The sequence below is a fragment of the Arthrobacter sp. Y3221114 genome (assembly GCF_059092625.1).
In genome coordinates this window covers 1-26,336 of the sequence record NZ_JBNHHW010000005.1, presented here as the reverse complement: position 1 = coordinate 26,336, position 26,336 = coordinate 1, and the positions used below count along the sequence as shown (strand labels likewise).

Below are 26,336 nucleotides of genomic sequence, written 5' to 3'. Positions count from 1 at the left end.
CGGCTAGGGCCGCAGCAGCACCTTGATGGCGCGCCGTTCGTCCATGGCCCGGTAAGCTTCAGCGGCGTCGGCGAGGGGCATGACCGCGTCGAAGACCCTGCCGGGATTGATCTTCCCGGCCAGGACGTCCTCGAGGAGTTCCGGAAGGTATTCGCGGGTGGGCGCGGCGCCGCCGGCGACGGCAATGTTCTTGGAGAACAGCACCCCGATGGGCAGTTCGGCGCCGCCGGCGGGGACGCCCACGAAGCCGACGGATCCGCCGGGCCTGGTGCAGCGCAGCGCCTGGTCCATCGACTCCGCCGTGCCCACGCATTCGAGCACCGAATCGGCCAGCACGCCGCCGAGCAGCTCTTTGACCCTTTCGGCGGCGGCCTTGCCGCGTTCCGCCACGACGTCGGTCGCGCCGAATTCGCGCGCCAGTGCCGCCCGGTCGTCGTGGCGGGACATCGCGATGATCCGCTCGGCGCCCAGCCGCTTGGCTGCCAGCACCCCGCACAGTCCGACGGCGCCGTCACCCACGACGACGACGGTGCGCCCCGGACCCACCTTGGCGCTGATGGCCGCGTGGTGTCCCGTGCCCATCACGTCGGAGAGCGTGAGCAGGCTCTTGGCCAGTTCCTCCCCGGGATCGGTCACGCCCGGCACCGCCACCAAGGTAGCGTCGGCGTGGGGCACGCGCACGGCTTCGCCCTGGCCGCCGTCGACCGGCAGGCCGTGCTCGTCGCGGCCTCCCCAACTGGCCCGGTGTTCGCAGGAGGTTTGCACGCCGTTGCGGCAGGGCGGGCACTCGCCGCAGCTGATCGCCCACGGGGCCACCACGAAGTCGCCGGCCGACAGCGTCCGCACCGCGTCGCCCGTTGCCTCGACGACGCCGATGAGTTCGTGGCCGATGGGATGCGGTTTGCCCGGCTCGCGGATGCCGCGGTAGGGCCACAGGTCGGAACCGCAGACGCAGGTGGCCCTCACGCGCACGATCGCGTCGGTGGGGGCAAGGATTTCCGGGTCGGGGCGTTCCTCGACCCGGATGTCGCCCGGTCCGTGGATAATGGCAGCGCGCATGTAACCTCCTGTGCAGTGGGTGTCTTTCCAGCCTAGCCGGGTCCCGGTGGCCTCCGGGACCAGGCGAAGCCAGCCGCTTCTGCCTGCGACCGGCCGGAAACGGCGAAGCCCGCCACCTTGCGCAGGTGGCGGGCTTCGGTGCTGTTGGCGAGGGGCCTAGAGGTTGGAGGCTTCCTCGCGGTCCGGGTAGACCTCGCGCAGCAGGTGCGCGGTCTCGGAAGGCGTCTTGCCGACCTTCACGCCCGCGGCCTCAAGGGCTTCCTTCTTGGCCTGGGCCGTGCCCGAGGAGCCGGAGACGATGGCGCCGGCGTGGCCCATGGTCTTGCCCTCCGGCGCGGTGAAGCCGGCCACGTAGCCGACAACCGGCTTGGTGACGTTGGCCTTGATGTACTCGGCGGCACGCTCCTCGGCGTCGCCACCGATTTCGCCGATCATCACGATCGCCTTGGTATCCGGATCGGCCTCGAACGCAGCCAGGGCGTCGATGTGGGTGGTGCCGATGACCGGGTCGCCGCCGATGCCGATGGCGGTGGAGAAGCCAAGGTCGCGCAGCTCGTACATCATCTGGTAGGTCAGCGTGCCGGACTTGGAGACCAGGCCCACCCCGCCCTTGCCGGTGATGTTCGCCGGGGTGATGCCCACCAGCGACTCGCCCGGCGTGATGATGCCCGGGCAGTTCGGGCCGATGATGCGGGTGATCTGGTTGCCGTCGGCGTCCTTCTTGGACTGCGCCAGCGCCCAGAACTCGGCCGAGTCCTGAACCGGCACGCCCTCGGTGATCACCACGACCAAACCGATTTCGGCCTCGATCGCCTCGACCACGGCGTCCTTGGTGAAGGCCGGCGGGACGAAGACGATGGAGACGTCGGCACCGGTCTCGGCGACGGCTTCCTTGACGGTGCCGAACACCGGAAGGGTCTTCTCGCCGTGGGTGACCGTGGTGCCGGCCTTGCGCGCGTTCACGCCGCCAACAATGTTGGTGCCGGCGTGCAGCATGCGTGCCGTGTGCTTGGAGCCTTCGCCGCCGGTGATGCCCTGGACGATGACCTTCGAGTCCTTGTTGATGAAGATAGACATGTTTTAGTTCCTCGGTCCTTAGGCGTTGGCCAGTTCGGCGGCCTTGTCGGCGCCCTGGTCCATGGTCAGGGCCAGGGTGACCAGCGGGTGGTTGGCGTTGAGCAGGATCTGCCGGCCTTCGTCCACGTTGTTGCCGTCCAGGCGGACAACCAGCGGCTTGGTGGCCTTCTCGCCCAGGATTTCCAGGGCCTTGACGATGCCGTTTGCCACGGCGTCGCACGCGGTGATGCCGCCGAAGACGTTCACGAACACGCTCTTGACCTGCTGGTCATTGAGGATGACGTCCAGGCCGGCGGCCATGACCTCGGCCGAGGCACCGCCGCCGATGTCCAGGAAGTTGGCGGGCTTGACGTTGCCGTGCTTCTCGCCGGCGTAGGCGACGACGTCCAGGGTGGACATGACCAGGCCTGCGCCGTTGCCGATGATGCCGACCTGGCCGTCGAGCTTGACGTAGTTCAGGTCCAGTTCCTTGGCCTTGGACTCGAGTGGATCTGCGGCTTCCTTGTCCTCGAGCTCCTCGTGGCCGGGCTGCCGGAAGGAGGCGTTCTCGTCCAGCGAGACCTTGCCGTCCAGGGCGACGATGTCGCCGGCGCCGGTCTTGACCAGCGGGTTGACCTCAACCAGGGTGGCGTCTTCCTTGATGAATACGTCCCAGAGCTTGATGATGACCTCGGCCACCTTCGTGCGAAGGTCCTCGGCGAAGCCGGCCTCTGCGACGATCTCGTCGGCCTTGGCCTGGTCGATGCCTACGGCCGGGTCGATGGCAACCTTGGCCAAGGCGTCCGGGCGCTCCACGGCCAGCTGCTCGATCTCCATGCCGCCCTCCACCGAGCACATGGCCAGGTAGTTGCGGTTCGAGCGGTCCAGCAGCACGGAGAAGTAGTACTCCTCGGCGATGTCGGCGCCCTGGGCGATCATGACCTTCTTGACGGTGTGGCCCTTGATGTCCATGCCGAGGATGTTGGAAGCGTGTTCAAACGCCTCGTCCGGGGTCTTGGCGACCTTGACGCCACCGGCCTTGCCGCGGCCTCCGACCTTCACCTGAGCCTTGACGACAACTACGCCGCCAATTTTCTCAGCAGCTGCCTTGGCTTCTTCTGGGGTGTACGCAACGATTCCAGCCAGCACGGGTACTCCGTGTGCCTCGAAGAGATCGCGCGCCTGGTATTCATACAGGTCCACGGGTTGTGTCCTTCTACGTCGAAGTCGTTTCTGACTCGGAGCGGCATCCGCGGTTGGCCGTGGCGGTGACCACGGACGGGGTGCGGATGCCTGCAGTGCTCCATGGGGAACTCTAGCCCCTTTGGCCTCGGGCGCCGGTCCCAGAGTACCGCTTTAGTGGCCAAGGGCACACTTCTACAACTTGTAGAATCGTCACGGCTTGGGGTAACGGGGCGGCACGGCTAACCCTTGCCGCTGCCTTCCTGAGGGGCGACGGCGGTGTCCCCACCCTGGGCGGCATCGTCGGCCTGTGCGGCGCCGCCACCCTGCGCTATAGCGGCGGACGGTGCACTGCCCCTGATCACGGTCTGGTTCAGCAGCGGAATGCGCAAGCCTTCTGCGGCCAAGGCTTCCTTCAGGCGGGCCCGCATCTTGCGCGCGATCGCCCACTGTTCCAACGGTTTGGTGCGGATGGCCAGCCGGATCACCACGGATTCGCCGGTCAGCGCCTCCACACCCCAGACCTCCGGGTCGTCCAAAATCAGCCTGCGGTTGTCCTCGTCCATGCGCAGTTCCATGGCGGTCTTGAGAATCAACTCGGAGACCTTCTCCACATCGGCGTCGTACGGTACCGGGATGTCCAGCACGGCCCGCGCCCAGCCCTGCGAGGAGTTGCCCACCCGCAGGATCTCCCCGTTGCGAACGTGCCACAGCGTGCCGTCCACGGCGCGCACCTGGGTGACCCGCAGGCCGACAGACTCCACCGTGCCGGATGCCTCGCCCAAGTCGACCACGTCGCCGATGCCGTACTGGTCTTCGGCCACCATGAACAGGCCCGACAGGTAGTCCTTGACCAGGGTCTGGGCGCCAAAACCAATGGCGACGCCGGCAATGCCGGCACTGGCCAGTACCGGGCCGAGGTTGAAGTCCAGCTCCGTGAGCACCATCAGCGCGGTGATGCTGGCCAGCACGATGGTGGTGATCGAACGCAGCACCGATCCGATCGTCTTCGAGCGCTGGGCCCGGCGTACCGCGGCGATCGGCGAGTCCTGAATCAGCCAGTAGCGCGGGTCTTTTGTGTTCTTGGGCGCCGCAGGGTCGAATTTGTCCAGCTTGGCGGTCTCGCCATCGGCGATCTTTCCGGTGACGCGTTTGATCACCATCCGCAGCACCATGTTCAACAGGAATCCACCCAGCAGGATCAGCGAAACGCGCAGCGGCTTGTCAAGCCAAAAATCGGGGGTTGCCAGCCGTTCCAAAGTCCTAATGTCCACGTGGTCCATGGATAAGAACGGTAAGCGCCCCGTCATGCCGCTGCCAAATGCGCGGTCGCAAACGTGGCGCATCTCCCAGCGGAGGTCAGCCCATCTTGGTCAGCGGCGCATAGCGCAGCAACAGCCGCTTCTCGCCGGCGTCGAATTTCACCTTGGCCACCGTCTTGTCGCCGGCACCCTCGAGCCCCAAAACCGTCCCGTTGCCGAAGCTTGCGTGGTTGACCTTGTCGCCGATGGACAGCGCGATGACTTCCTTCTGCGGCTGCACGCGTCCGGCCCGCGTCTTGGCGCTGGTGATCGAGGGCGCCGATCCGCGCATGTTGCTGATGTCCTGGCCGCCGGAGGCCCCGGCGCCCCAGTGCGATCCGCCGTAGCGGCTGGACCCGAAGCTGCCCGCGGACGCGAACGTCGGGCGGGCCGTGCCTTCGCGCTTCCAGTCGATAAGTTCGGCCGGGACCTCTTCGATGAACTGACTGGCCGGATTGAACTGGCTCTGGCCCCACATGCTGCGGGACTCGGACCGGGTCAGGTACAGCCGCTGGCGAGCGCGCGTCAGGCCCACGTAGGCCAACCGCCGCTCTTCGGCCAGCTCCGCCGGGTCGGTCATGGAGCGCTGGTGCGGGAAGATTCCGTGTTCCATGCCGGTGAGGAACACCACCGGGAACTCCAGCCCCTTGGCGGTGTGCAGGGTCATCAGCGTCACCACGCCCTGGTCCTTGGCCAACTGCGCCGCCTTAGCGTCCGGGGCGTCCGGAATCTGGTCCGCGTCGGCCACCAGCGCCACCTGCTCCAGGAACTCGGACAGCGACCCTTCCGGGTTGTCCCGTTCGTATTCGCGCACCACGGCCACGAGCTCGGCCAGGTTCTCCACCCGGGATTCATCCTGCGGGTCGCTGCTCTGGCGCAGCATGGCCAGGTAGCCGGTCTGCTCCAGCACGGCCTCCAGCGCGGCGGCCGCACCGGATCCGGCGGCGACTTCGGCCAGGTCGTCGATCAGCTTCACGAAGCCGGCGACCGCGTTCACCGACCGGGTGGCCATGCCGGGTGCCTCCTCGGCACGGCGCAGCGCCTCCATGAACGAGATCCGGTCCCGTTCCGCCAGCGCGGCGACGGCGTACTCGGCGCGATCGCCGATCCCGCGTTTAGGTTCGTTGAGGATGCGGCGCAGGTTGACGACGTCGTCCGGGTTCGCCAAGACCCGCAGGTAGGCCAGCGCGTCCTTGATTTCCTTGCGCTCGTAGAAGCGGGTGCCGCCGACCACCTTGTAGGGCAGTCCCACCCGGACCAGCAAGTCCTCGATGGAGCGGGACTGGGCGTTGGTGCGGTAGAAAATGGCGATGTCGCCGGGGCGGATCCCTTCGGAGTCCTGCAGCCGGTCGATCTCGCCGGTGATGAAGCGGGCCTCGTCGTGCTCGTTTTCGCCCACGTAGCCGATGATCTTCTCGCCGTCGCCCTCGGCGGTCCAGAGCCGCTTGGCCGGGCGGTCCGGGTTCCGGGAGATCACCGAGTTGGCTGCGGTCAGGATGGTTTGGGTCGACCGGTAGTTCTGTTCCAGCAGGATGGTGCGCGCGCTCGCGTAGTCCTTCTCGAAATCGACGATGTTGCGCACGTCCGCCCCGCGGAAGGCGTAGATGGACTGGTCCGAGTCGCCCACCACGGTCAGTTCGCCGGCCGGCACCGACCCGTCCTCAGACTCCTTGGTCAGCTCGCGCACCAGCCGGTACTGGGCATGGTTGGTGTCCTGGTATTCGTCCACCAGCACATGGCGGAAACGGCGGCGGTAGGAGTCGGCAATCGCCGGGAACGCCTGGAAGATGAAGACAACCTGCGCGATCAGGTCGTCGAAGTCCATGGCGTTGGCCTGGCGCATCCGCTGGGTGTAACCGGTGTAGACCGAGGCCACCGCCTGCTCGAACGGATCCGAATAATTGGCGCTGGAGGCGTAGGACTCGTCGTCGATCAGCTCATTCTTCAGCGCCGAGATCTTGTGCTGAATGGACTTGGGCGGGAAGCACTTCGGGTCCAGGTCCAGCCCCTTGGCCACCTGGCTGACCATCCGCAGCGTGTCGGCCGAATCGTAGATGGAGAAGTTCGAGTTCAGCCCCACGTGCTTGGCTTCGCGGCGCAGGATCTTCACGCAGGACGAGTGGAACGTGGAGATCCACATCCGCTTGGCCGGGTCCCCCACCAGCGACTCGATCCGCTCCCGCATCTCCGCCGCGGCTTTGTTGGTGAAGGTGATGGCGAGGATTTCCCCCGGCCGCGCGCGGCGGGTGGCCAGCAGGTACGCGATGCGGTGGCTGAGCACCCGGGTCTTGCCGGATCCGGCACCGGCGACGATCAGCAGCGGTGAGCCGGCATGCTTGACCGCCTCTTCCTGCTGCGGGTTCAGCCCCGAGAGCAGCTCTTCGGCGCCGGGCAGATGCGGAGCGGGCGGAGAGGCAACATGCGGGTCGAAGTCCGGGTCGGTGAGGAAATCCATGGTTCCCTAAGTCTATTAGCCGCCACCGACACTGCGGGACGCCGGCGGCGACTTCCGCCAACGGCCGACGCAAGACCGCCAGCGGCATAATGGTTGCATGTCCAAAACCCCAGCACAGCGCGCGAAGAAACACGGTGCGACGGCGGCCCCGGCCCCGGGCGGCGCCGCGATGAAGCCTGCCGTTCCCGGCAGCTCCCGGTCTCCCCAGCGCGCTGCCGGCAACGCGAACCTGATCGTGATCGCCGGAGCCGCGGTCTCGGCCTTGCTGTTCGGCTACTCGTTCCTGCTGGTGATGCCGCAGTTCTCCCAGCTGACCGGAGGTCTGGCCATGCCGGACACGCTCATCGGCGGATATTCCACCGAGTACGTCCAGCAGGTGCGCACCGCGTTCGGCGAAGACGGCGCCGGGCAATACAACTACTGGCACAAGACCGCAGACACCATCTTCCCGTTGCTGTTCGGCTTCACCTGGCTGATCCTGCTGGGGCAGCAAATCCGTCGCCGCAGCTGGCGCTGGCTCGCTTGGGCCGTCGTCGTGCTTTATGTGGCAGCGGACCTGGGCGAAAACAACGCCATCGACGCCGTGCTGGCCACGGACCCGGTGGGCGACGCGTCGCTGGCGAGCTTCCTCACTGTCGCCAAGTCCATCCTGTTCGGGCTGAGCCTGGTCGCCGCCGTCGTCGCGGTCTTCACGCGTAAACCCAAACCGGCCGGCGGCTCGGCCGCCGCGCCAGCCGGCAGCGCCACTTAAGCTAAGCTTTTGGCGTTGCCCCCGTAGCTCAGGGGATAGAGCACCGCTCTCCTAAAGCGGGTGTCGGCAGTTCGAATCTGCCCGGGGGCACAAGTAAAACGCCTAGTCAGACGGCAGTTCTCAGGAACCGGGCTTAGTCCGCAAATAGTACGCAAGAATTTTGTTTCTGTCCCCGGTGAGCCGATCCGCCACGTCATCCAGATCGCTGTCGAACAGGTCCGAGTAAAAATCCAGAGTCGTGGACTGCTTGTCGTGGCCGAGCATCCGTTGCAAGGCCAGGACCGACGCGCCACTTACTTACAGCCAGCGATGCGGTCGTGTGCCGCAATTCATGGGGAGTCAGGCCCGGAACCCCCAAGGCCTTAGCTGCGAGGTCGAACCATTTTCGCCGCATGTTCCGCACACGGAGGTACCCGCCCCGAGGCGCGGGGAACAACAGATCGGATGGAGCCTTGCCTTCATCTAGATCCGGTAAGGCCTCCACGAGAAAAAGGGGTATCGGCACTGACCGGTGCGCTGATGGTCCTTCGGAGTGGACACGACACCTTTCCCGTTCACTTCAGTAAAAGACCGAACCAAGTCGCGGTGTTGCTTCGTAAACAGGCGAAATTGACTGAATTGGTCGCAGAGATGGAGTGGGCGCCAGATCACATTAGCTATCTCATGGCGGAGACACTCGCGCCAGTTGCGGCAACCACGCGCCAAGCCGTCCATGCGTTCTACAGACGTGAACAAAGTGAGAAACGGGAAGACCCCACGAGAAATTGTGGACGGTGCGTCTTTCCGTGATGGGGGGACGGTGAGCCGGGATTTCCGGCTACCGAATGCGGTAGGCCAACGAGTATCTAGACAGAGGTAGGTATCCAACCTTCGAGCCGATTACTCGTACCCTGATGCTTCGTGAACGATCACTCTTGGTGAGTTTGTAGGTTTTGGCTGTAGCGCCTTCTATGGCCTTGCCTGACTTGTACCACTGATATTTGAAAGTCGTTCCGGACGTCCAGCTTCCGGGGTTCGCTTTCAAGGTGTAGCCGACCTTCTTGGTGCCGCTCACCACGGGCGTCCTCGCAACCAAAGTGCCCTTGGAAACAGCTTTAGTGGGAGCCGAGTAGTTGGAAGCATTCGTGTATCCGGTCGCAGAGCCCGTTACCCGAACTTTTATGGTCTTACCGGCGTCTGCGGCAGTGAGCTTGTATGTTTTCCCAGTCCCGCCCTTTATAGCTGCGCCAGATCGGTACCACTGGTAACTGAACCTCGGGTACTCCGGAGACCAATTCCCTGTCGCAGCAGTCAGGGTAGCGCCCACCTTGGCAGTGCCCGCAATTGTCGGTGTCGGAACGGTCGTGAAATTTAGCCAGGGCGGGGAAACTGAGTCAGACATACGCGTGGTGTAGACGTAACCACGGGCATATCCGCTGACGCTGACACTGATCTTGCGCCCGGCGTCGGCCGGCGTCAGAGTGTAACTCGTCGCACTGGACATCATCTCAACGATGGGTTCACCGTCCCGGTACCACGTGTAGTCAAACCTCGCAGTGGGTGACCACGGCTTGATCAGGACGCGCAGGCTACTGCCCACGGCGGCCGAGCCGTAGAGAACGGGGGAAGGCGTCTCGACGAAGCTTGTCTCAACTTCCTTACTGAGAACCACGTCCTCTAGACGGGTCACTTCATAGGCCTTGGGGGCAATCGTAGTAGCTGCCTCCCAGCTGCCACCGTTCAGATACCACTTAAAGCCGTAGGTACCCGGCTCGCGGTGGACAACACGGGCGAGGGTGCCTTCGTCGTGGGTTATGTGGCCGTAGTAGTCCTCGAATGACAGCCTGCATCCATCCTGACTTCTCACCACAAACGTGTATCGGCCGGCTGCGTCTGTGAAGATATGGCGGTAATGCGAATAAAGGGGGCAGTTCAACTCCGCGAGGATGTTCGCAATCGGCTTGCCCGAGGTATCCACGACGCGCCCCTCAACTACGGCGTCGTTAGCCTGTGCTGGGGCGGCACCCACGGCAGCACCACCCGCCACTAAGGCCGCTCCTATCACCGCGGACAACACTCGTCGAACCAAGTTCCAGCTTTTCAATTGTTCCCCCAACTGATCGCACCGCGCACGCGGGCTTCAGATGAAAGGATACATTCTCTATCCCTGAATATGCAGCGCGTCACTCCGGACGCGCCAAAGGGTGTCGGTAGTAGCGAAACACTTTACTGTGTCGACCGCGGAGTAACGTCAAAAGCGACTAAAGAGGCCCGGCGTCATTCACCTTTTATCTCGGTGGCGCCGCACCGTATTCGCTGAGGCCGAGTGCCCGTAATGCTCAAGTCGTTCGATTGCATTCCTGCCGGGCCCGTCGGCGAAATGCCGGGCGGCCTTGAAGTCCGCATGCCGGGCGACCGACAGCGGCGTTGAAAGGGCAGCCGACCGCCGCCTGTGCAACCCCCCACGGAAGCACAGACGGTAGCCGGCTGTAGTGCCTTCCACCGAAGCGGCCAGGAATTCCTGTCAGCCGGGACCGCTGGTTCCGGTTCTTCCCGTTCGCCGGAGCCAGCAGCATCTTCCCGCCGCTTTGTTGGCCGACGGCCGCGCCGTTCCCCTGAAGCACGCAAGCCACTCAAGGGACCGTTCATTCCCCAGAGTGTGCGCACCCCAGGCACTGCCGTCACATATATCTAAATCGATTGGATTTAATAAAGCAACTCTTGGGACCGGTTATGGCGCGAGTGCGCGCCTACTACGCTGGCGTCGCGGGGTGAAGCCGGGTGCCTGCGTCCCGGCTAGTTGCCCAGGAGCAGCCCGCTGGCCTTGGGTGAGAGGGCGTCGTCCAGCACCAGGCAGGCCCCGCCGACGGCCCCCACCTCGAATCCCAGCGAGGAGGACACCACGTCGACCCCGTGGATCGCCCGCGAGACGAACCGCTTGTTGATCTCCTCGCGCAGGATCGGCAGCGCCAGTTCGTCCAAGCCGTCCCACAGCGGGCCGCCAAAGATGACGCGGTCCACGTCCAGGATATTGACCACCTGCGCGACGGTTCCGCCCAGCAACCGGGCCGCCCGGGCGATGATGGCCGCGGCCGCCGGCTCGCCCTCGCCGGCCATGCGGCAGATCGTGACGATCCGTTCCGTGGCCTGGTGCCGGTCCCCCAGCTCGGCCTCGGCCGGGAACAGCCCGGCCTCCACGGCCTGTTGGAACAGCGTGCCGAAGTTCAGCGCCATGCCCACGCAGGTGCGTTTTCCGCAGTCACACGGCGGGACCTCCGCCTCCACCGGGAAATGGCCGATCTCGCCGATGTTGCTGGAGGCGCCGCGCAGCACCTGGCCTTCGAGCACCACGCCGGCGCCCAGGCCCGTGCCCAGGTAAACGAACACGAAGTTCTCGGGCTCCCGCCGTCCGCTGGCCCACAGTTCCGCCACCGCCGCGGTTGTCGTGTCCTTGTCCATCAAAACCGGCAGGCCCGTCAGGTCACGCAGGGGTTCGCGCAAGGGCACCGACGTCCACTCGCGCATCATCGGCGGATCCACCACCATCCCTTCGGCCGCGTCGATCGGCCCGGGTGCGGCCAGCCCGATGCCCAGAATGCGGTTGCGTTTGATGCCGGAGGCGGTGATGAGCGCCTCCGTTGCGGCGGCCATCGCAGCGGCTATGCCGTCCGGTTGGCCGGCCGTGGGAACGTCATGCCGGGCACGTGCCACCACCTCGCCGTCGAGGTTCAGCATGACCAGGGTCATGACCACCGGGTCGAGGTGGATGCCGATGGCCAGCCGGCTGGAAACCTCCAACTGCAGCACGGTGCGCGGCTTGCCGGGCCCGCTGACGGTCTTGCGGTCTTCGCGCACCAGGCCTTCGTCCACCAGCCGGCGCACCACATTGGAGATCGTTTGCGGGGACAGTCCGGTGCTCTCCACCAGTTCCACCCGGGCGATTCCCTCGCGGGCACGGCGGATGGCGTTAAGGATCACGGCCTGGTTATAGCCGCCGAGGCGGCCAAGGTTGGTTCCGCGCTGCATCGCACCCGCTTTCCACTCATTCGACGTGTGGGACCCAGAGCAACTCTAGCCATTGAGCGGGCGCACCACACTGGCGGCGCGGCCGCCTTCCTCGTGCAATCCGGACCGCCGCACTCAGGCCAAACCTGCCACCCGGGTATCGCTGAGGAACTGGGTCCGGTACAGCTCGGCGTAGCGGCCCTCCAGGGCCAGCAGCTGGGCGTGCGTGCCCTGCTCCACAATCCGGCCGCCCTCAATCACCAGGATTCGGTCAGCGGAGCGCACGGTGGATAGCCGGTGGGCAATAACGACGGCGGTGCGCCCCTCGAGTGCCTCGGTGAGCGCCGCCTGCACGGCCGCTTCGTTGGTGGAGTCCAGCGCGGCTGTCGCCTCGTCCAGGATGACCACCCGGGGATGGCCCAGCAGCAAGCGGGCGATGGTCATCCGCTGCCGTTCGCCGCCGGAGAGCCGGTAGCCGCGCTCCCCCACCATGGTGTCCAGGCCATCCGGCAGGGACCGAATCAGGTCCTCCAGCCGGGCACGGCGGAGCACGTCCCAGATCTCGTCATCGCTCGCCTCCGGCCGGGCCAGCAGCAGGTTGGACCGGATGGTTTCGTGGAACAGGTGCCCGTCCTGGGTCACCATGCCGATTGTTCCGCGCAGCGCCTCGAAGCTCAGGTCGCGGACATCGGTGCCCGAAAGCTCAACGGAACCGGAGTCCACGTCGTACAGCCGGGCCAGCAACTGGGCCATGGTGGACTTTCCGGCGCCCGAGGACCCCACCAGCGCCACCGTCTGGCCCGGTTCCACCCGGAAGCTGATTCCGTGCAGCACCTCCTCGCCGCCGCGGGCGTCGAGGGTCGCTACCTCCTCCAGCGAGGCCAGCGACACCTTCTCGGCGGACGGGTAGGCGAACCGCACGTCCTTGAACTCGACGGAGACCGGGCCCGGCGGCACGGCACCGGCGTCGTCCTTCTCCGTAATCAGGGGCTTCAGGTCCAGCACTTCGAAGACGCGCTCGAAGCTGACCAGCGCACTGGAGATCTCCACCCGGGCGTTCGCCAGGGCCGTCAGCGGCGCATACAGGCGGGTGAGCAGGAGCGCCAGCGTCACCACGTCGCCCGGATCCAGTTGGCCGATGATCGCGTAGAAGCCGCCGAGCCCGTAGACCAGGGCCAGGGCCAGCGCGGAAACCAGGGTGAGCGCCGTGACGAACACCCACTGCATGACCGCGGTCCTGATGCCGATGTCGCGCACCCGCTGGGCCCGGAGCTTGAACTCGCGGGATTCGTCGGCGGGCCGGCCGAACAGCTTGACCAGCGTGGCTCCGGGCGCGGAGAACCGTTCGGTCATCTGCGTGCTCATGGCGGCGTTGTGGTTGGCGGTCTCGCGGCGCAGTTCCGCGAGCCTGCTGCCCATCCGGCGGGCCGGCAGCAGGAACACCGGCAGCAACAACAGCGCCAGCAGGGTGACCTGCCAGGAGGTGTTCAGCATGACGATCAGCGTCAGGATCAGCGCCACGAGGTTGCTCACCACACCGGAGAGCGTTCCCGCGAAGGCCCGCTGCGCACCGATCACGTCGTTGTTCAGCCGGCTGACCAGCGCGCCCGTGCGGGTGCGCATGAAGAACGCGATCGGCATCTTCTGGACGTGGTCGAACACCGCGGTGCGCAGGTCCAGGATGATGTCCTCGCCCAGCCCGGAGGAGATCCACCGGGTCACCATGCTGAGTCCGGCGTCGGCGATGGCCACCAGGGCGATGACAACGGCCAGCCAGGCGACTACCTCGACGCCGGTCCTGGCCACGATCGCGTCCACCACCTGGCCGGCGAGCACCGGCGTGGCAACGGCCAACGTGGCGGTCACCACGGAGAGCAGCACAAAGACAACGATCTTGCCCTTGTAGGGCGCGGCGAACGCAAAGGTCCGGCGGACAGTCTCCCGCGAGAAGGACTTCTGGTCCTTCGAGTGCGAAAGCCGGTACAGCGAACTCCAGGCTGCCCCTTCCATGGACATGATGGCTCCTAACGGCTGATGGTGCTACTGCAACCCTAGAACCATTCCGAGCGCCCTGGTGTTCCTGCCGGCGGCCATGCGGCCGGAAGCTGTCCTGGATGGCTGGCGTCAGCTGAGCTGCTTCTCCTCGTGCGGGACGAAGCGGACCGTCATCGCCTTGAACCCGGGGGTGTTGGACTCCCGGGCCACGAGGTCCCGGTGGACCAGCGCGTTGGCCTCCGGGAAGTAGGCGGCCGCACAGCCGCGCGCCGTCGGGTAGGACACCAGGCGGAACTCGTCCGCCCGACGTTCGTTGCCCTTGAACGTACTGATCACGTCCACCACGTCGCGGTCGGCGAACCCCAGTTCGGCCAGGTCGTCCGGATGCACCAGGATGACCCGCCGCCCGTTGGAGATACCCCGGTAGCGGTCATCCAAGCCGTAGAACGTGGTGTTGTACTGGTCGTGGCTGCGCATGGTCTGCAGGATCAGGTGCCCCTCGGGCGCCTCGAGGTACTCCAGCGGGCTGACCGTGAACCTTGCCTTGCCGATGTCGGTGGCGAAGGACCGGGTGTCGCGCGGCGGGTTGGGCAGCACGAAGCCGCTCTTGTTCCGGATCCGCGTGTTGAAGTCCTCGAATCCGGGCAGCACCCGCGAAATGTGGTCGCGGATCACGTCGTAGTCCTCGGCCATCGCCCGCCAGTCCACCGGGTGGTCGTCCCCGAAGGTGGCCTGGGCCATCCGGGCGATGATCACCGGTTCGGCCAGCAGGTGCTCGCTGACCGGTTCCAGCCGGCCCTGCGTGGACCGGACGACGGACATGGAGTCTTCCACGGAGAGGAACTGCGCGCCCTTGGGGTGCTTGTCGTCCCGGTCGGTGCGGCCCAGCGTCGGCAGGATCAGCGAGGTCTTGCCGTGCACCACGTGCGAGCGGTTCGGCTTGGTCGACACGTGCACCGTCAGGCCGGCCTTCTTCATGCCTTCTTCCAGCGCCTCGGTTTCCGAGTTCGCCAGGGCGAAGTTGCCGCCCATGGAGACGAAGACATCCACCTTGCCGTCGGCGAAGGCGTCGAGCGCCTCGGTGGAATCGACGCCGTGCTCCCGGGGCGAGGTGATGCCGAATTCCTTGTCCAGCGCGGCCAGCAGCCATTCCTTCGGCTTTTCCCAGATGCCCATGGTGCGGTCGCCCTGGACGTTGGAGTGGCCGCGGACCGGGCAGGCGCCCGCGCCGGGCTTGCCGAAGTTGCCCTGGAGCAGCAGCAGGTTGATGATCTCGCGCAGGGTGTCCACCGAATGCGGCTGCTGGGTCAGGCCCAGCGCCCAGCAGATGATGGTCGCCTTGGACTTGGCCAGCAGCCCTGCCACCTTGGCGATGTCCAGCCGGGACAACCCGGTCGCCTTCTCGGTTTCGGCCCAGTCGATGTGCCGGCGGGCTTCGACGTATTCCTCGAATCCTTCGGTATTCGCCTGGATGAACGCCTTGTCGACGACGGTGCCCGGGGCACGGTCTTCTTCTTCCAGCAGCAGGTGTCCCAGCGCCTGGAATAGGGCGAGGTCGCCGCCGACCTTGATCTGCAGGAACTCGTCGGCCAGCGCGGTTCCGCCGCGCAGCAGCCCGTCCACCGACTGCGGGTCCTTGAACGCCATGAGTCCGGTTTCGGGCAGCGGATTCACGGCCACGATGGTGCCGCCGTTGTCCTTGCACTCCTTGAGCGCCGAGAGCATGCGCGGGTGGTTGGTCCCGGGGTTCTGTCCCACCACGAAGATCAGCTCCGAGTGGTGGATGTCCTCCAGCGACACGGTGCCCTTGCCGATGCCGATGGTCGGGTTCAGTGCGCTGCCGGAGGACTCGTGGCACATGTTGGAGCAGTCCGGCAGGTTGTTGGTGCCCAGCGAGCGCGCGAAGAGCTGGTACATGAACGCGGTCTCGTTAGCGGTGCGGCCCGAGGTGTAGAACACGCAGCGGTCCGGGGTCGTGGCGTTGATGCGTTCGCCGATCAGGCTGAACGCGTCCGCCCAAGAGATCGGCGAGTAGTGCGTCTCGCCCTCGCGGATGATGACCGGTTCGGTGATGCGGCCCTGCTGGCCCAGCCAGTACTCGGTCTTCGTGGAGAGCTCTTCGATGGAGTGGCGCGCCCAGAACTCGGGGGTGACGGTGCGCTTGGTGTTCTCCTCCGCCACGGCCTTTGCGCCGTTTTCGCAGAACTCGGCCGGCTTTCGCGGCCCGGTGATGGATTCGGGCCACGCGCAGCCCGGGCAGTCGAAGCCGCCACGATGGTTGATCCTGAGCAGCGACCGGGCGGTGCGGACGACGCCGGCCTGCTCAATGCCGCGCTCCAGCGCAACCTTCACAGCCGAAAGACCGGCGGCGGCCTTCTTCGGTTCCTTGACCTTCAGGGTGCTTTCATCAATGTCATTCACGGGTCCGGGACGAGTCATGCCCCTAATGTATCCCGGCTCACACCGGTTCTCCGACACGCTCGGCGAGTCTTACACGAAATGTCCGACGGCGGCGCCAACCCGCCCGGGGTGCGCATACACGTTAATGCTGCGTCCGCGGCTGAAACCGGCCAGCGTCAGCCCCACCTTTTCCGCCAGTTCGACGGCGAGCGAGGACGGCGCGCTCACGGCCGACAGGACGGGGATACCCGCGAGATAGGCCTTCTGGACGAGTTCGAACGACGCCCGCCCGGAGACCTGCAGCACCGTGTTCCGCAGCGGCAGCCGGCCCTCGCGCAGCGCCCACCCCACCACCTTGTCCACCGCGTTGTGGCGGCCCACGTCTTCCCGCAGGCAGAGCAGGTCGCCCTCCACGCTGAACAGGCCGGCTGCGTGGACGCCGCCGGTGCGCTCGAACACCTGCTGCTGTTCGCGCAGCCGGTCCGGCAACTGCAGCAGGATGTCCAGCGGCACTTCGCCGCCCGGGCCGGCGCCGTCCGCGCCCGGGGAGGCTCCGCCGTCGTCATTCTGCAGCGGGAAACGGGAGCGCTTGGTCACGGCGTCAATCGAGGCGGTGCCGCAGATGCCGCACGCGCTGCTGGTGACCACCTGCCGGTCCAGCCGCGGATCCGGCAGCGCCACCCCGGGCGCCAGCTGGGCCTCCACCACGTTGAAAGTCTGCCGGCCGTCCTCGTCCTCGCCGGCGCAGAAGCGCATCGAGACGAGGTGTTCGGGCGACCAGATGATGCCCTCGGAGACCAGGAAGCCGGCCACCAGGTCGAAGTCGTCGCCCGGGGTGCGCATGGTGATGGAGAACGCGCGGCCGGCCAGCCGGATTTCCAGCGGCTCTTCCACCGCCATCACGTCCTCGCGGCGGCGCGCCGGCGCGTCGAGACTGAGTTTGAGCACCTTGCGGCGCTGCGTCAAGCGGCCCATGAAGTTCTCCTCTACTGCCTTGTAACAAGCGTAAGGCACCTCACGCGGGCGGGCGCGGCATCAGGACCGGCGGTGCGGGGCGTGAGGACGAGTCGATTACCAGGGCAGGTCGAGGGCCGGCAGCTGCTCGCCGGGCTCCGCGCCGGCGGCCGGCACCACCATCACCCCGTCCGCGGCTGCCAGTCCCCGCATCATGGCCGAACCGATGCGGTCCGCGGGGACGGCACCCCCATCCGGTGACAGGCCGTAGGGCACCAGCCGGTCCTGGTCGTGCAGCGGTGGCATCGCAGTTCCGGCGGGCACGGTGCGCAGCGGGGCCAGCGGCCGGCCGGTCATGCCCGCCAGCAGCGGAGCCGCCAGGGTCAGCAGCGCCATCATGGCGGCCAGCGGATTGCCCGGCAGGCCCACTAGCAGCCGCCCGTCGGCCAGCCGGGCCAGCAGTGCCGGATGCCCCGGGCGCATCCGGATGGACGGGACGAGGATCGTCGCGCCGTCCGCGCCCAGCACCCGGCGCAGGTGGTCGGCGGAGGAGTGGCCGGTTCCGCCGGTGGTGACCACGACGTCGCCGCCGCACCCGGCGATGGCTTCCTCGGTGACCGCGAAGTCGTCGGGCAGCCGCCGGCTGTCCGTGACCCGGCCACCGAGCCGGGCGATGATGGCCGGCAGCGTGGGGCCGAACGTGTCACGGACCCGGCCCGGTGCGGGAATGCCGGAGGTGACGACTTCGTCGCCCGTGAGCAGCAGGGCTACCTGCGGCAAGGGCGCGACGGGGAGCCTATCGTGGCCGCACACCGCCGCGACGGCCAGGTGCGCAGGGGTCAGCACGGTGCCGGCGGTGACCACGACGGCGCCGGCGGCGGTCTCCTCGCCGGCCGGACGGATGTGCCGCCCGGGCGCCAGTTCCCGTCCGTCCGTGCCCGCGCACAGCTCCAGCCGGTCCGTCGCCGCGGTCCCGCATTCGCTGCGCAGCACACTGTCCGTGCCGTCGGGGATCAGCCCTCCGGTGACGACCGGGGCGGCCAGCCCGGGCCGCAAGGCGCTGCCGCTCGGGACCAACTGCCAGGGCCCGGTGCCGGCAATGGCCCAGCCGTCCATGGCGGAGGACGCGTAGTGCGGGACCGGCACCAAAGCCGCCACGTCGCGGGCCAGCGTGCGTCCGGCGCAGGCGGCCAGCTCTACGTCTGCGGCGTGCGGCCGCCACGCTTGCCGGCCGGCTGTATAGGCGGCGCTCCGGGCATCGTCCCAGCGAAGGCCGGAGCCGCTCACTCCTGCACTGCGCCGTGCCGGCGCGCCACTTCGTCGGCCACGCGGGAGGCCGCGCGCATGGCCACCTCGGGTGTTGCCTGTCCGGTGGCTGCGGCAAGGCCGGCGGCGTAGCCCACCACGAAGGTGGTCAGGGGCGCAGCCGGGCGGACCACGCTGTGCGCCGCGACGCCGGCCAGCCCCAGCACGGCGTCGATGTCAACGGGCGTGTCTTCGATTTCCAGCGCCTGGAGCAGTTCGCTGACATAGGGGGAGAGCTTTTCGGCCGCTCCGGACACAATGGCCTCCGATCCGCCCGGTGCGGGCAAATACAACGTTTGTTTCAGGCTACGGCGCGGGCCGGGCAATGCCAAAGCGGCCCGCGTCGTCCCAGGTGTCGACGTCGGAGGTGTGGTCCCCTGATAGACCCTCGAGCCTGATCTCGGCGGCCGGCAGGCCGCCGAGCAGCCGCCTGACCGGCTGGCCGGCCAGCCCGGCGGCTCCCCCGGCGTTCCGCACCGCTGCCTCCAACGCTGCGCTGTCCGCGCAGCAGGCCAACGGCTGCTGCTTGCCGTGGGCGTCTACCGGGATCCAAAGCCTGGCCTCCGGCCGAAAGACGGCGTGGCGCAGCAGCAGTTCCGGCAGCCCGGCCAGCATCGGCATGTCGCAGGCAAAGAGCAGCGTGTACGGCGCCCGCCCGGAGGCACCGCCGTCTGCCTCCCGCACCCGCCGGGAGGCACCGCTGTAGTCCTCCCGCACCAGCCCGGAGGCACCGCCGTCGTCCAGCGCGCGCAGGGAGGCACCGCCGTCGTCCTCCCGCACCAGCCCGGAGGCACCGCCGTCGTCCAGCGCGCGCCCGGAGCCAACGCCGTCGTCCTCGCGCGTTCCCAGGAAGGCACCGCCGTCGTCGTCCTGTATCAGCCCCTGGATTCCCGCCGCAATGCCCGCTGCCGGGCCGGAGAACGGCGGGTCTTCCCGGGTGAGCGTCAGCCGGAGCGGCTGCGGGGCGAGCGTGCGGCGAAAAGCTTCCATCTCCTCCGACAGGTCATCGGGGCCGACGACGGAGATCCGCTGGGCCCCGCGGACAGCCTCCAGCGTGCGGCGCAACAAGGTAGCTCCATCGAGCTGCAACAGCGCCTTGGGGCTGCCGCCCAAGCGCGAGGAGCGGCCGCCGGCCAGCACGACGGCGTCGAAAACCGGAGCCGTCACGCGGCGGTATGGGTGTCGAGGAACTGGCTCCAGGCCGGGGCCGGACGGTCCAGGTCGCGGATCCGCCAGCGGGCGCCGCTGGGCGGTTGGGGTGTTAAGCGCAGGCTCCAGCCCATTTGGGCCAGCGTGCGGTCGCCCTTGGCGTTGTTGCAGCGCAGGCAGCAGGCCACCAGGTTCTCCCAACTGTCTTCTCCCCCGCGCGACCGGGGCTTGACGTGGTCCACGGTGGTGGCCGTCTTGCCGCAATAGGCGCAGAGGTGGTTGTCGCGGCGCAGGACACCGCGGCGCGTCACCGCGGTGTTCTTGTTGTACGGCATCTTAATGTAGCGGTTGAGCAGGATGACGGAGGGACGGCCCAGGATGTCGTTGGGGCCGACGACGGGGTCTCCGTCTTCGGCAATCACGCTGGCTTTGCCGGTGAGCACAAGAAGCAGCGCCCGGCGGAAGGTGACAACCGCCAGGGGTTCGTAACCAGCATTCAGAACGAGTGTGCGCATGCACATTCCTCTAGGTCTGGCCAACCCGACCGGTGCTTCAGATCCCGGTCCGGGACTGGATTTTCTGCACTGACAGTCAAAGAGTATGACGGCGGGTGCGTTCTGCGCTAACTTTTTCGCCACCTGTGGGCCGTCGGGATGATGCCGCCGGCGGTCAGCGGCGCCAGAACTCCCGGTCTTGCGGTGCCAAGGCGGCCGGCCGCGGCGCCTACCCGCGGCAACAACGCCGCCGGCCCCGGTGCACGCTCTGGGCGTGTGCCGGGGCCGGGGGTCGGTCCTGGGGACCGGGAAGGCTGTTGCCTAGGTGACGCGGATGGCTACGTAGCCGGATCCGACGTCTGCACTGGCCAGTGCGGTGGTGTAGCCGGTCCAGCCGCCGTGAATGGCCTGGCCGTTGCCCACGTAGATGGCGATGTGCGCAACGCCGGCGCCGCCGTCGGAGTAGTACAGCAGATCGCCCGGCTGCGGGGTGGAAACCTGGGTGCCGTAGCTAAAGAACTGCGCGGGGGCGAGGTCGCCCACCGAGAAACCGGCGGCGCGCAGGGCCTTCTCCACCATGGCGGTGCAGTCCTGCGAGATGCCGATCTGGCCGTAGGCGGAGGACACCAGGGTGGAGGCTACTCCGCTGGCGGAAGCTTCGGCCTTGGCCGGCTCTGCCTTGGCCGCGGGGGCGGCGGCTGCGGCCTTGACCTCGACCGCGGGAGCGGCGGCCTGGACGGCGCCCTGGGCTGCGCCTGCGGCCTCCTCGACGACCGGGGCCACTTCCTCGGCCACGGCTTCGACAACAGGCTCAGGCTCCGGGGCCGGAGTGGACTTGATGGCGGGACGCGAGAAGGTCAGCTCGACGGCACTCGAAGCCTGGACGGTGTCCACCTGCACGCGGCTGGGAACGGACACGGTGGATGCGGTGCGTTCGATGGAGGTTGACTGCGCGGGAACCGCGGCGGTCAGGGCCAGTCCGGACGCGGCAGCGATGACGGCTGCCGAGCGACCCATGGATCCGGCATTGGACGAGACGGCTTTGGAAATCGTCTCCAGCGGGTTGGTGCGGACGGAAACGGCGCGGTGGCGCCCCGTAGCGGTGTCATTGAACACGTTAAAGGCCTCTCCCAATGCCTGCGAGGTGAGCTGTCGGATTCGGATGGGAGTGCATCCGGCCGCAGCCCTCTCCGGCAAAGCCTGAGAGCGCTAGCGACTTAACCCCAAGGGTTCCTGTACGAAACCCGGAATTGGTTCCCCCGCCTCTGCCCGCGAAGTTTTTTGCGAACGGACTCCGGACGGTGGCAGAGCTCGGCAATCCACCCGGAGGTCCCAGCCGTTTGGCAACTGGCACGCGTTAGAGCGTATACGATCAATCACGCATTGTCACATTCTGATCACGGCGCGGTGATGTTTTGATTACGGGAGGTCCCGGCACCCTGCTTTCCCGGGCGGTTCGGGGATGGTGCTGGTACGAAGGGTGCCACTTGGGCTCTCGCGGCTCCGGGCGGTTCGGGGACGGCACTTGTGCGAAGCGCGCTGGGGTCTCGCGAGCGCTCCGCTCAGTCTTCCGCGTGGCGCCGATTAACGGCCGCAGCGCGCCCCGAAGGACGCGCCGCGAGAAGACCGTGGAAGGAAAGTATCAGCCTGCCGGACGGATGAAGACCGGGCCGGAGCCGATGTAGGCGTTGCCCAGGACGGTGTTGTAGCCGGCCCAGCCGCCGTGGATGGCCTGGCCGTTGCCGACGTAGATGGCCACGTGCGCCACACCGGCACCGCCGTTGGCGTAGTAAATGATGTCGCCCGGCTGCGGCGTGGACACCTGGGTGCCGTAGGCAAAGAACTGTGCGGGGGCAAGGTCGCCCACCGCGAAGCCTGCCGCGCGCAGGGCGTTTTCGACCAAGGCGGTGCAGTCCTGGCCGACACCGATCTGGCCGTAGGCGGCCGCGACGATAGCGCCGGCGGCGCCGCTGGCGGCAGCCTCGCCGGCCTTTTTGACGGCCTTGGGTTCGTTCGATCCGGCGTCGTTGCCGGTCGTGGGCTCGATTTCGTTGGAGACGGCCTGGACAACTGCCTCCGGCGCGGGGGTGGAGGTGATCCCGGCACGTTCGAAGGTCAGCTTCACGGCTGCGGAAGCCTGCACGGCTTCCACCTGCACGCGGGCCGGGGCGTCGACCCCTCGGTCAGCGGTGACAGCCTGGGCCGGGATGGTACCGGTCAAAACCAGGCCGGTAGCGGCGGCGATCACGGCACCCTGACGTCCCATGGTTCCCGCATTCGCGGACACAGCCTTGGAAATCGTCTCAAGCGGGCTCGTGCGGACGGGGGTCGCACGATGGCGGCCCGCAGTAATGCTCTTGGACACGGTCTGTACCTCTCCCAAATGCCTGCGAAGTGAGCTGTCGGGTTCGGATGGGAGTTCATCCGGCCGGGCCGGCTTGCGGGCTGGTGGCCCGGGCCTGATCGGCTTTACCCCAAGGACACCGTGCGATGTCCGGGAAGTGGTTCCCCCGCCTCTGCCATGCGAATCGGTGCGAACGAACTTCGGGCGACGGCAGAGTTCGGCATTCCGCCCGAAGGTGCCAGGCTGTTGGCGACTGGCACGGGTGAAACCTTATAACAGTTTGGGGACTGTGTCACGTTCCGGTTACGGCGTGTTGGTCACAGCCACCCGGTGGGGTCCACCAGCTTGTCGTTGACCATAACTTCGAAGTGAAGGTGGCAGCCGGTTGAAGCTCCAGTCGTGCCGCTTTGGCCCACCATCTCCCCGCGCTGCACGGTGGCGCCGACCGACGTGTCGATGGTGCTCAGGTGGTTGTAGGTGGTCTTCAGGCCGTTGCCGTGGTCCACCACGATCCGGTTGCCGCCGCCGCCGACCTGGAAACCTGCCTCGACGACGGTTCCGCCGGCTGCCGCGTGGACCGGAGTCCCGCAGGCTGCTCCATAGTCCTGGCCGGTGTGCAACTCCCCGGCATAGCCGGTGATGGGACTGACGCGGTAGCCGAACGGCGACGTCATGGTCAACTCGTCCATCGGCTGCGAGAGGGAGCCTTCGCTGCTGACAACCTGCGCGTTGCTGCCGGAAGCGACCATGACCTGCTTCAGCTTCGTGTCCGGGTCGAACTTGCTGGTCAGCCCGGCACGCTCGAACGTCAGGCGCGCTTCGGTGGCGGCGGAGATGCTGCTGGCGGCCGGAGCCTCCTGCGGGGCGTCGGCGGTGGCGCCGGCCGTCGTCGGGAGCATCACGGTCAGGGCCATCCCGGACGCGGCTGCGACGATCGCGGTTTTATGCCCGACGTCGCGTGCGGCTGCTGCTACCGGCGACGGCGCCGGCTGGGCGCGGCGGCGGCCGGGGGTCGCGGCACGTGGGCGTGAGTGTTCGACCGGGGCGGATGAACGGCGCCGTCCCGAGGCTTTGTGTCCTGCCAAAATTCTTTACCTCTCCAAAGCGCCTGCGAAGTTAGCTGTCGGATTCGAGTCAAGAGAAAACTCGGCCGCACCGCACAGAGCGTCTGTGGAACGATTCACCTACGCTCTGCCGCTGCGGCTTCACCCCAAGGCAGCGAACAAACTGCCGCTTGGTGGGTCCTCCGCCCCTGTCTCACGGATACACGCCTCCGCCGACAGGGTTCGGCTTGCGGAGGGTGTGGGATCGATGTCTCGATACCCGGGTCAACTATACGTAAAACACCCCGAAAGTAATAAATCCGTTATCCGCGGTGCGTGTTTTCAAGGGTCAACGTTTCATCGCATTGATACAAAGATGTGCGCGGCAACTTCCGGAGGCAGTTCCAAGGCCCCTTCGATCCCCGGCACGCGCACGGAAATGTACTCGCCGGCAGTCTCCAGCTGAAGGCTTGCACCGGGCTTCAAGCCGCCCTCTTCCAGCTGGAGCAACAGTTCCGGCTCCACCTGGATGGGCTCCGCCAGCCTGACGATGCTGACCTGTTTATCGGCCGTGTAGCTGCCCATGGCCTGCGCGAGATTGAGCACGCCGGAGGTGAACTCTTCGGCCGGCTGGCCCCCGAGCGCTTCCAAGCCGGGGATGGGATTGCCATACGGCGAAACCGTCGGCCTGCCCAGCAGTTCGTAGAGCCGCTGCTCGACCCGTTCGCTCATCACGTGTTCCCAGCGGCAGGCCTCGTCATGAACGTAGGCCCAGTCCAGTCCGATGACGTCGGAGAGTAACCGCTCGGCCAGCCGGTGCTTGCGCATCACTTCGGTCGCTTTGCGCCGGCCCAGTTCGGTCAGCTCCAGATGCCTGTCGCCGGTGACGACCACGAGACCGTCCCGCTCCATCCGCCCGATCGTTTGCGAAACCGTCGGGCCCGAGTGGCGGAGCCGCTCGGCGATCCGGGCGCGCAGCGCAACGATGTTCTCTTCTTCGAGCTCGAGGATAGTGCGCAGGTACATCTCGGTAGTGTCGATGAGATCAGTCAATGGCTTCTTGCTCCTCGGCGCGGTGAAAAGGCTGCTCCAGCAGCATGCATGAGGGTGTTTTCCCCTCCCCAGCCTAGCCTGTTTTCCGTGCCGGACCGGCAGCTACGCCGCGGGCTGACGCGCCATGCGGCCAACGCAACAATGCCGGGTTCAACTAACGGCGGCCCTCGGCGTTGGGGCAGAATGAAACGGGCGTTCAACGGCGAACCGCCATCGAGATCATTGCCCCCACGCCAGGAAAGGTATTCATGAGCGATACCCAGTCCATCAGCATTCCCGCCGATCTGCTCCCGAAGGACGGGCGCTTTGGCGCCGGACCGTCCAAGGTCCGTCCGGAACAGGTCGACGCCCTGGTCGCCGCCGGCCGGAACCTGCTGGGCACGTCGCACCGCCAGGCACCGGTGAAGAACCTCGTGGGCAGCGTCCGCGAGGGGCTCAAGGCGTTCTTCAAGGCGCCGGAGGGTTACGAGGTCATCCTGGGCGTTGGCGGCTCGACGGCATTCTGGGACGTTGCATCCTTCGGACTGGTGGAGCAGAAGGCCCAGCACCTGTCCTTCGGCGAGTTCAGTTCCAAGTTCGCCGCGGCCACCAACAAGGCCCCTTTCCTGGCCGAGTCGAGCATCATCACCTCGGAACCCGGCTCCCGGCCGGAGCCGCGGTCAGAGGCCGGCGTGGATGTTTATGCCTGGGCGCAGAACGAAACTTCCACCGGTGTGGCCGCTCCGGTGCAGCGTGTGGATGGTGCCGACGACGGCGCGTTGGTCCTCATCGACGCCACCTCCGCAGCGGGCGGGCTGGACGTGGATGTCACCCAGAGCGACGTCTACTATTTCGCGCCCCAGAAGAACTTCGCCTCCGACGGCGGCCTGTGGCTGGGCGTCTTCTCCCCCGCAGCGCTGGAACGGGCGGCTCGGATCGGTGCCACCGACCGCTGGATTCCCGACTTCCTCAATCTTGAAACGGCCATCGACAACTCGCTGAAGAACCAGACCTACAACACGCCCGCGCTGGCCACCCTGGTCACGCTCAATGCGCAGATCGAGTGGCTGAACGGCAACGGAGGCTTGGACTTCGCTTCCGGCCGCACCGCCGATTCGGCAGGACGGGTGTACCAGTGGGCGGAGGCTTCCGCGGTGGCGACCCCGTACGTGGCTAACCCGGAGCACCGCTCCAACGTCATTGCCACGGTGGACTTCGACGATTCGGTTGACGCCGCAGCGGTCGCCAAGGTGCTGCGCGCTAACGGAGTCGTGGATGTGGAGCCGTACCGCAAGCTCGGCCGCAACCAGCTGCGCATCGCCACCTTTGTCGCCGTGGAGCCGGAGGACGTCAGCGCACTGCTGGCCTGCATCGACTACGTGGTGGACCGCCTGCAGGGCTGACTCCACCGACGACGCGTCGATTCGCTAAGGTCCGGCTTCCGTTCGCGGCAGCCGGACCTTTTTGGTTGGCAGCAGTTGCGCAGCCTTGGCAGCGTTACGCAGCAGCGATGCGTCAGCAGCGCTTCATTGGGATCTTTACTTTGGTATCTTGCGTCACCAGCGATGCCTCAGCAGCGTTTCATTGGCACCTTACGTTGCCAGCGCTACCTTGGCAGAGTTACGTCAGAGCGTTGCCTTGCGACGTTGCGTCAGCAGCGTTGCGTCTCCAGCGATCCCTCAGCAGCGGTGCGTCACCAGCGTTACACCGCCCGTCCAGCGAGCGTGAAGCTCCACCTCAAACTGTCCGAGGCAGCCGGTAGCGTGAGGATATGGGCGGCGAGGGCGGCGAGCTTCGGTTCCCGGTTCCGGGACAGGGACTGGTGATGGACC

At 66.9% G+C, this 26,336-nt stretch carries 20 protein-coding genes, 1 tRNA gene and 3 riboswitches; of the genes, 3 read left to right on the top strand and 18 right to left on the bottom strand.

Features of this window, described 5'->3' with window-relative positions; all coding sequences use genetic code 11:
* Positions 1-3: 3 nt before the first annotated feature.
* The 5 genes from AC5RV3_RS12280 to pcrA all read right to left on the bottom strand — a co-directional run bounded on the left by AC5RV3_RS12280 (position 4) and on the right by pcrA (position 7,053).
* A complete protein-coding gene (locus AC5RV3_RS12280) occupies positions 4-1,059 on the bottom strand; it encodes a zinc-dependent alcohol dehydrogenase family protein (RefSeq protein ID WP_494122366.1) in 1,056 nt (351 codons plus the stop codon).
* Between the two features lie 156 nt (positions 1,060-1,215).
* On the bottom strand, positions 1,216-2,136 hold the full coding sequence (sucD, locus tag AC5RV3_RS12275; RefSeq protein ID WP_494112925.1) for a succinate--CoA ligase subunit alpha: 921 nt from the start codon (positions 2,134-2,136) through the stop codon (positions 1,216-1,218).
* A gap of 18 nt (positions 2,137-2,154) precedes the next feature.
* Positions 2,155-3,318 carry an ADP-forming succinate--CoA ligase subunit beta gene (sucC, locus tag AC5RV3_RS12270; protein WP_494122365.1) on the bottom strand — a complete coding sequence of 388 codons (1,164 nt, stop codon included), beginning with the start codon at positions 3,316-3,318 and terminating at the stop codon, positions 2,155-2,157.
* A gap of 221 nt (positions 3,319-3,539) precedes the next feature.
* Positions 3,540-4,580 carry a mechanosensitive ion channel family protein gene (locus AC5RV3_RS12265; RefSeq protein WP_494122364.1) on the bottom strand — a complete coding sequence of 347 codons (1,041 nt, stop codon included), beginning with the start codon at positions 4,578-4,580 and terminating at the stop codon, positions 3,540-3,542.
* Positions 4,581-4,656: 76 nt separating this feature from the next.
* Positions 4,657-7,053 carry a DNA helicase PcrA gene (gene pcrA / locus AC5RV3_RS12260; RefSeq protein WP_494122363.1) on the bottom strand — a complete coding sequence of 799 codons (2,397 nt, stop codon included), beginning with the start codon at positions 7,051-7,053 and terminating at the stop codon, positions 4,657-4,659.
* Positions 7,054-7,150: 97 nt separating this feature from the next.
* Between pcrA and AC5RV3_RS12255 the strand changes: the two genes are divergently transcribed.
* Entirely contained in the window at positions 7,151-7,804 is a 654-nt protein-coding gene (locus AC5RV3_RS12255) for a hypothetical protein (protein ID WP_494122362.1), read from the top strand.
* A gap of 17 nt (positions 7,805-7,821) precedes the next feature.
* Positions 7,822-7,894: transfer RNA gene (locus AC5RV3_RS12250), tRNA-Arg, on the top strand.
* Positions 7,895-8,621: 727 nt separating this feature from the next.
* On the opposite strand, the gene AC5RV3_RS12245 is transcribed toward AC5RV3_RS12250, so the two are convergent.
* From AC5RV3_RS12245 to AC5RV3_RS12185, 13 genes are all read right to left on the bottom strand, one after another.
* Positions 8,622-9,860 carry a hypothetical protein gene (locus AC5RV3_RS12245; protein ID WP_494122361.1) on the bottom strand — a complete coding sequence of 413 codons (1,239 nt, stop codon included), beginning with the start codon at positions 9,858-9,860 and terminating at the stop codon, positions 8,622-8,624.
* A 719-nt stretch (positions 9,861-10,579) separates the two neighbouring features.
* Complete coding sequence (locus AC5RV3_RS12240; protein WP_494122360.1) at positions 10,580-11,809, bottom strand: ROK family transcriptional regulator; 1,230 nt, start codon at positions 11,807-11,809, stop codon at positions 10,580-10,582.
* A gap of 114 nt (positions 11,810-11,923) precedes the next feature.
* Positions 11,924-13,804: an ABC transporter ATP-binding protein gene (locus AC5RV3_RS12235; RefSeq protein ID WP_494122359.1), complete on the bottom strand. Its 1,881-nt coding sequence runs from the start codon at positions 13,802-13,804 to the stop codon at positions 11,924-11,926.
* Between the two features lie 108 nt (positions 13,805-13,912).
* Entirely contained in the window at positions 13,913-16,222 is a 2,310-nt protein-coding gene (locus tag AC5RV3_RS12230; RefSeq protein WP_494122358.1) for an FdhF/YdeP family oxidoreductase, read from the bottom strand.
* A gap of 51 nt (positions 16,223-16,273) precedes the next feature.
* Positions 16,274-17,158, bottom strand: a complete 885-nt coding sequence (gene fdhD, locus AC5RV3_RS12225) for a formate dehydrogenase accessory sulfurtransferase FdhD (protein ID WP_494122357.1) — start codon at positions 17,156-17,158, stop codon at positions 16,274-16,276.
* Positions 17,159-17,254: 96 nt separating this feature from the next.
* Entirely contained in the window at positions 17,255-18,424 is a 1,170-nt protein-coding gene (locus AC5RV3_RS12220) for a molybdopterin molybdotransferase MoeA (protein ID WP_494122356.1), read from the bottom strand.
* Complete coding sequence (locus AC5RV3_RS12215; protein WP_493987628.1) at positions 18,421-18,699, bottom strand: DUF6457 domain-containing protein; 279 nt, start codon at positions 18,697-18,699, stop codon at positions 18,421-18,423. The genes AC5RV3_RS12220 and AC5RV3_RS12215 overlap by 4 nt, the downstream gene beginning before the upstream one ends.
* Positions 18,700-18,748: 49 nt before the next feature.
* A complete protein-coding gene (gene mobA, locus AC5RV3_RS12210; protein WP_494122355.1) occupies positions 18,749-19,609 on the bottom strand; it encodes a molybdenum cofactor guanylyltransferase in 861 nt (286 codons plus the stop codon).
* Entirely contained in the window at positions 19,606-20,106 is a 501-nt protein-coding gene (locus AC5RV3_RS12205) for an HNH endonuclease (protein ID WP_494122354.1), read from the bottom strand. Before AC5RV3_RS12205 ends, mobA begins: the two co-directional genes overlap by 4 nt.
* 300 nt (positions 20,107-20,406) lie before the next feature.
* On the bottom strand, positions 20,407-21,201 hold the full coding sequence (locus AC5RV3_RS12200) for an NlpC/P60 family protein (RefSeq protein ID WP_494122353.1): 795 nt from the start codon (positions 21,199-21,201) through the stop codon (positions 20,407-20,409).
* A gap of 4 nt (positions 21,202-21,205) precedes the next feature.
* Positions 21,206-21,374: riboswitch (cyclic di-AMP (ydaO/yuaA leader) on the bottom strand.
* A 353-nt stretch (positions 21,375-21,727) separates the two neighbouring features.
* A complete protein-coding gene (locus tag AC5RV3_RS12195) occupies positions 21,728-22,351 on the bottom strand; it encodes an NlpC/P60 family protein (RefSeq protein ID WP_494122352.1) in 624 nt (207 codons plus the stop codon).
* A 103-nt stretch (positions 22,352-22,454) separates the two neighbouring features.
* A riboswitch (cyclic di-AMP (ydaO/yuaA leader) is annotated at positions 22,455-22,629 on the bottom strand.
* Between the two features lie 117 nt (positions 22,630-22,746).
* The gene (locus tag AC5RV3_RS12190; RefSeq protein ID WP_494112912.1) at positions 22,747-23,514 is read right to left on the bottom strand and encodes a M23 family metallopeptidase; all 768 of its coding nucleotides are present in this window, start codon (positions 23,512-23,514) and stop codon (positions 22,747-22,749) included.
* A gap of 5 nt (positions 23,515-23,519) precedes the next feature.
* Positions 23,520-23,731, bottom strand: a riboswitch (cyclic di-AMP (ydaO/yuaA leader).
* Positions 23,732-23,829: 98 nt separating this feature from the next.
* Positions 23,830-24,525: an iron-dependent transcriptional repressor DtxR gene (locus tag AC5RV3_RS12185; protein ID WP_494112911.1), complete on the bottom strand. Its 696-nt coding sequence runs from the start codon at positions 24,523-24,525 to the stop codon at positions 23,830-23,832.
* Positions 24,526-24,773: 248 nt separating this feature from the next.
* Here AC5RV3_RS12185 and serC point away from each other — a divergent pair, with 248 nt between their 5' ends.
* On the top strand, positions 24,774-25,907 hold the full coding sequence (gene serC, locus AC5RV3_RS12180; protein ID WP_494122351.1) for a phosphoserine transaminase: 1,134 nt from the start codon (positions 24,774-24,776) through the stop codon (positions 25,905-25,907).
* The last annotated feature ends 429 nt before the right edge of the window (positions 25,908-26,336 follow it).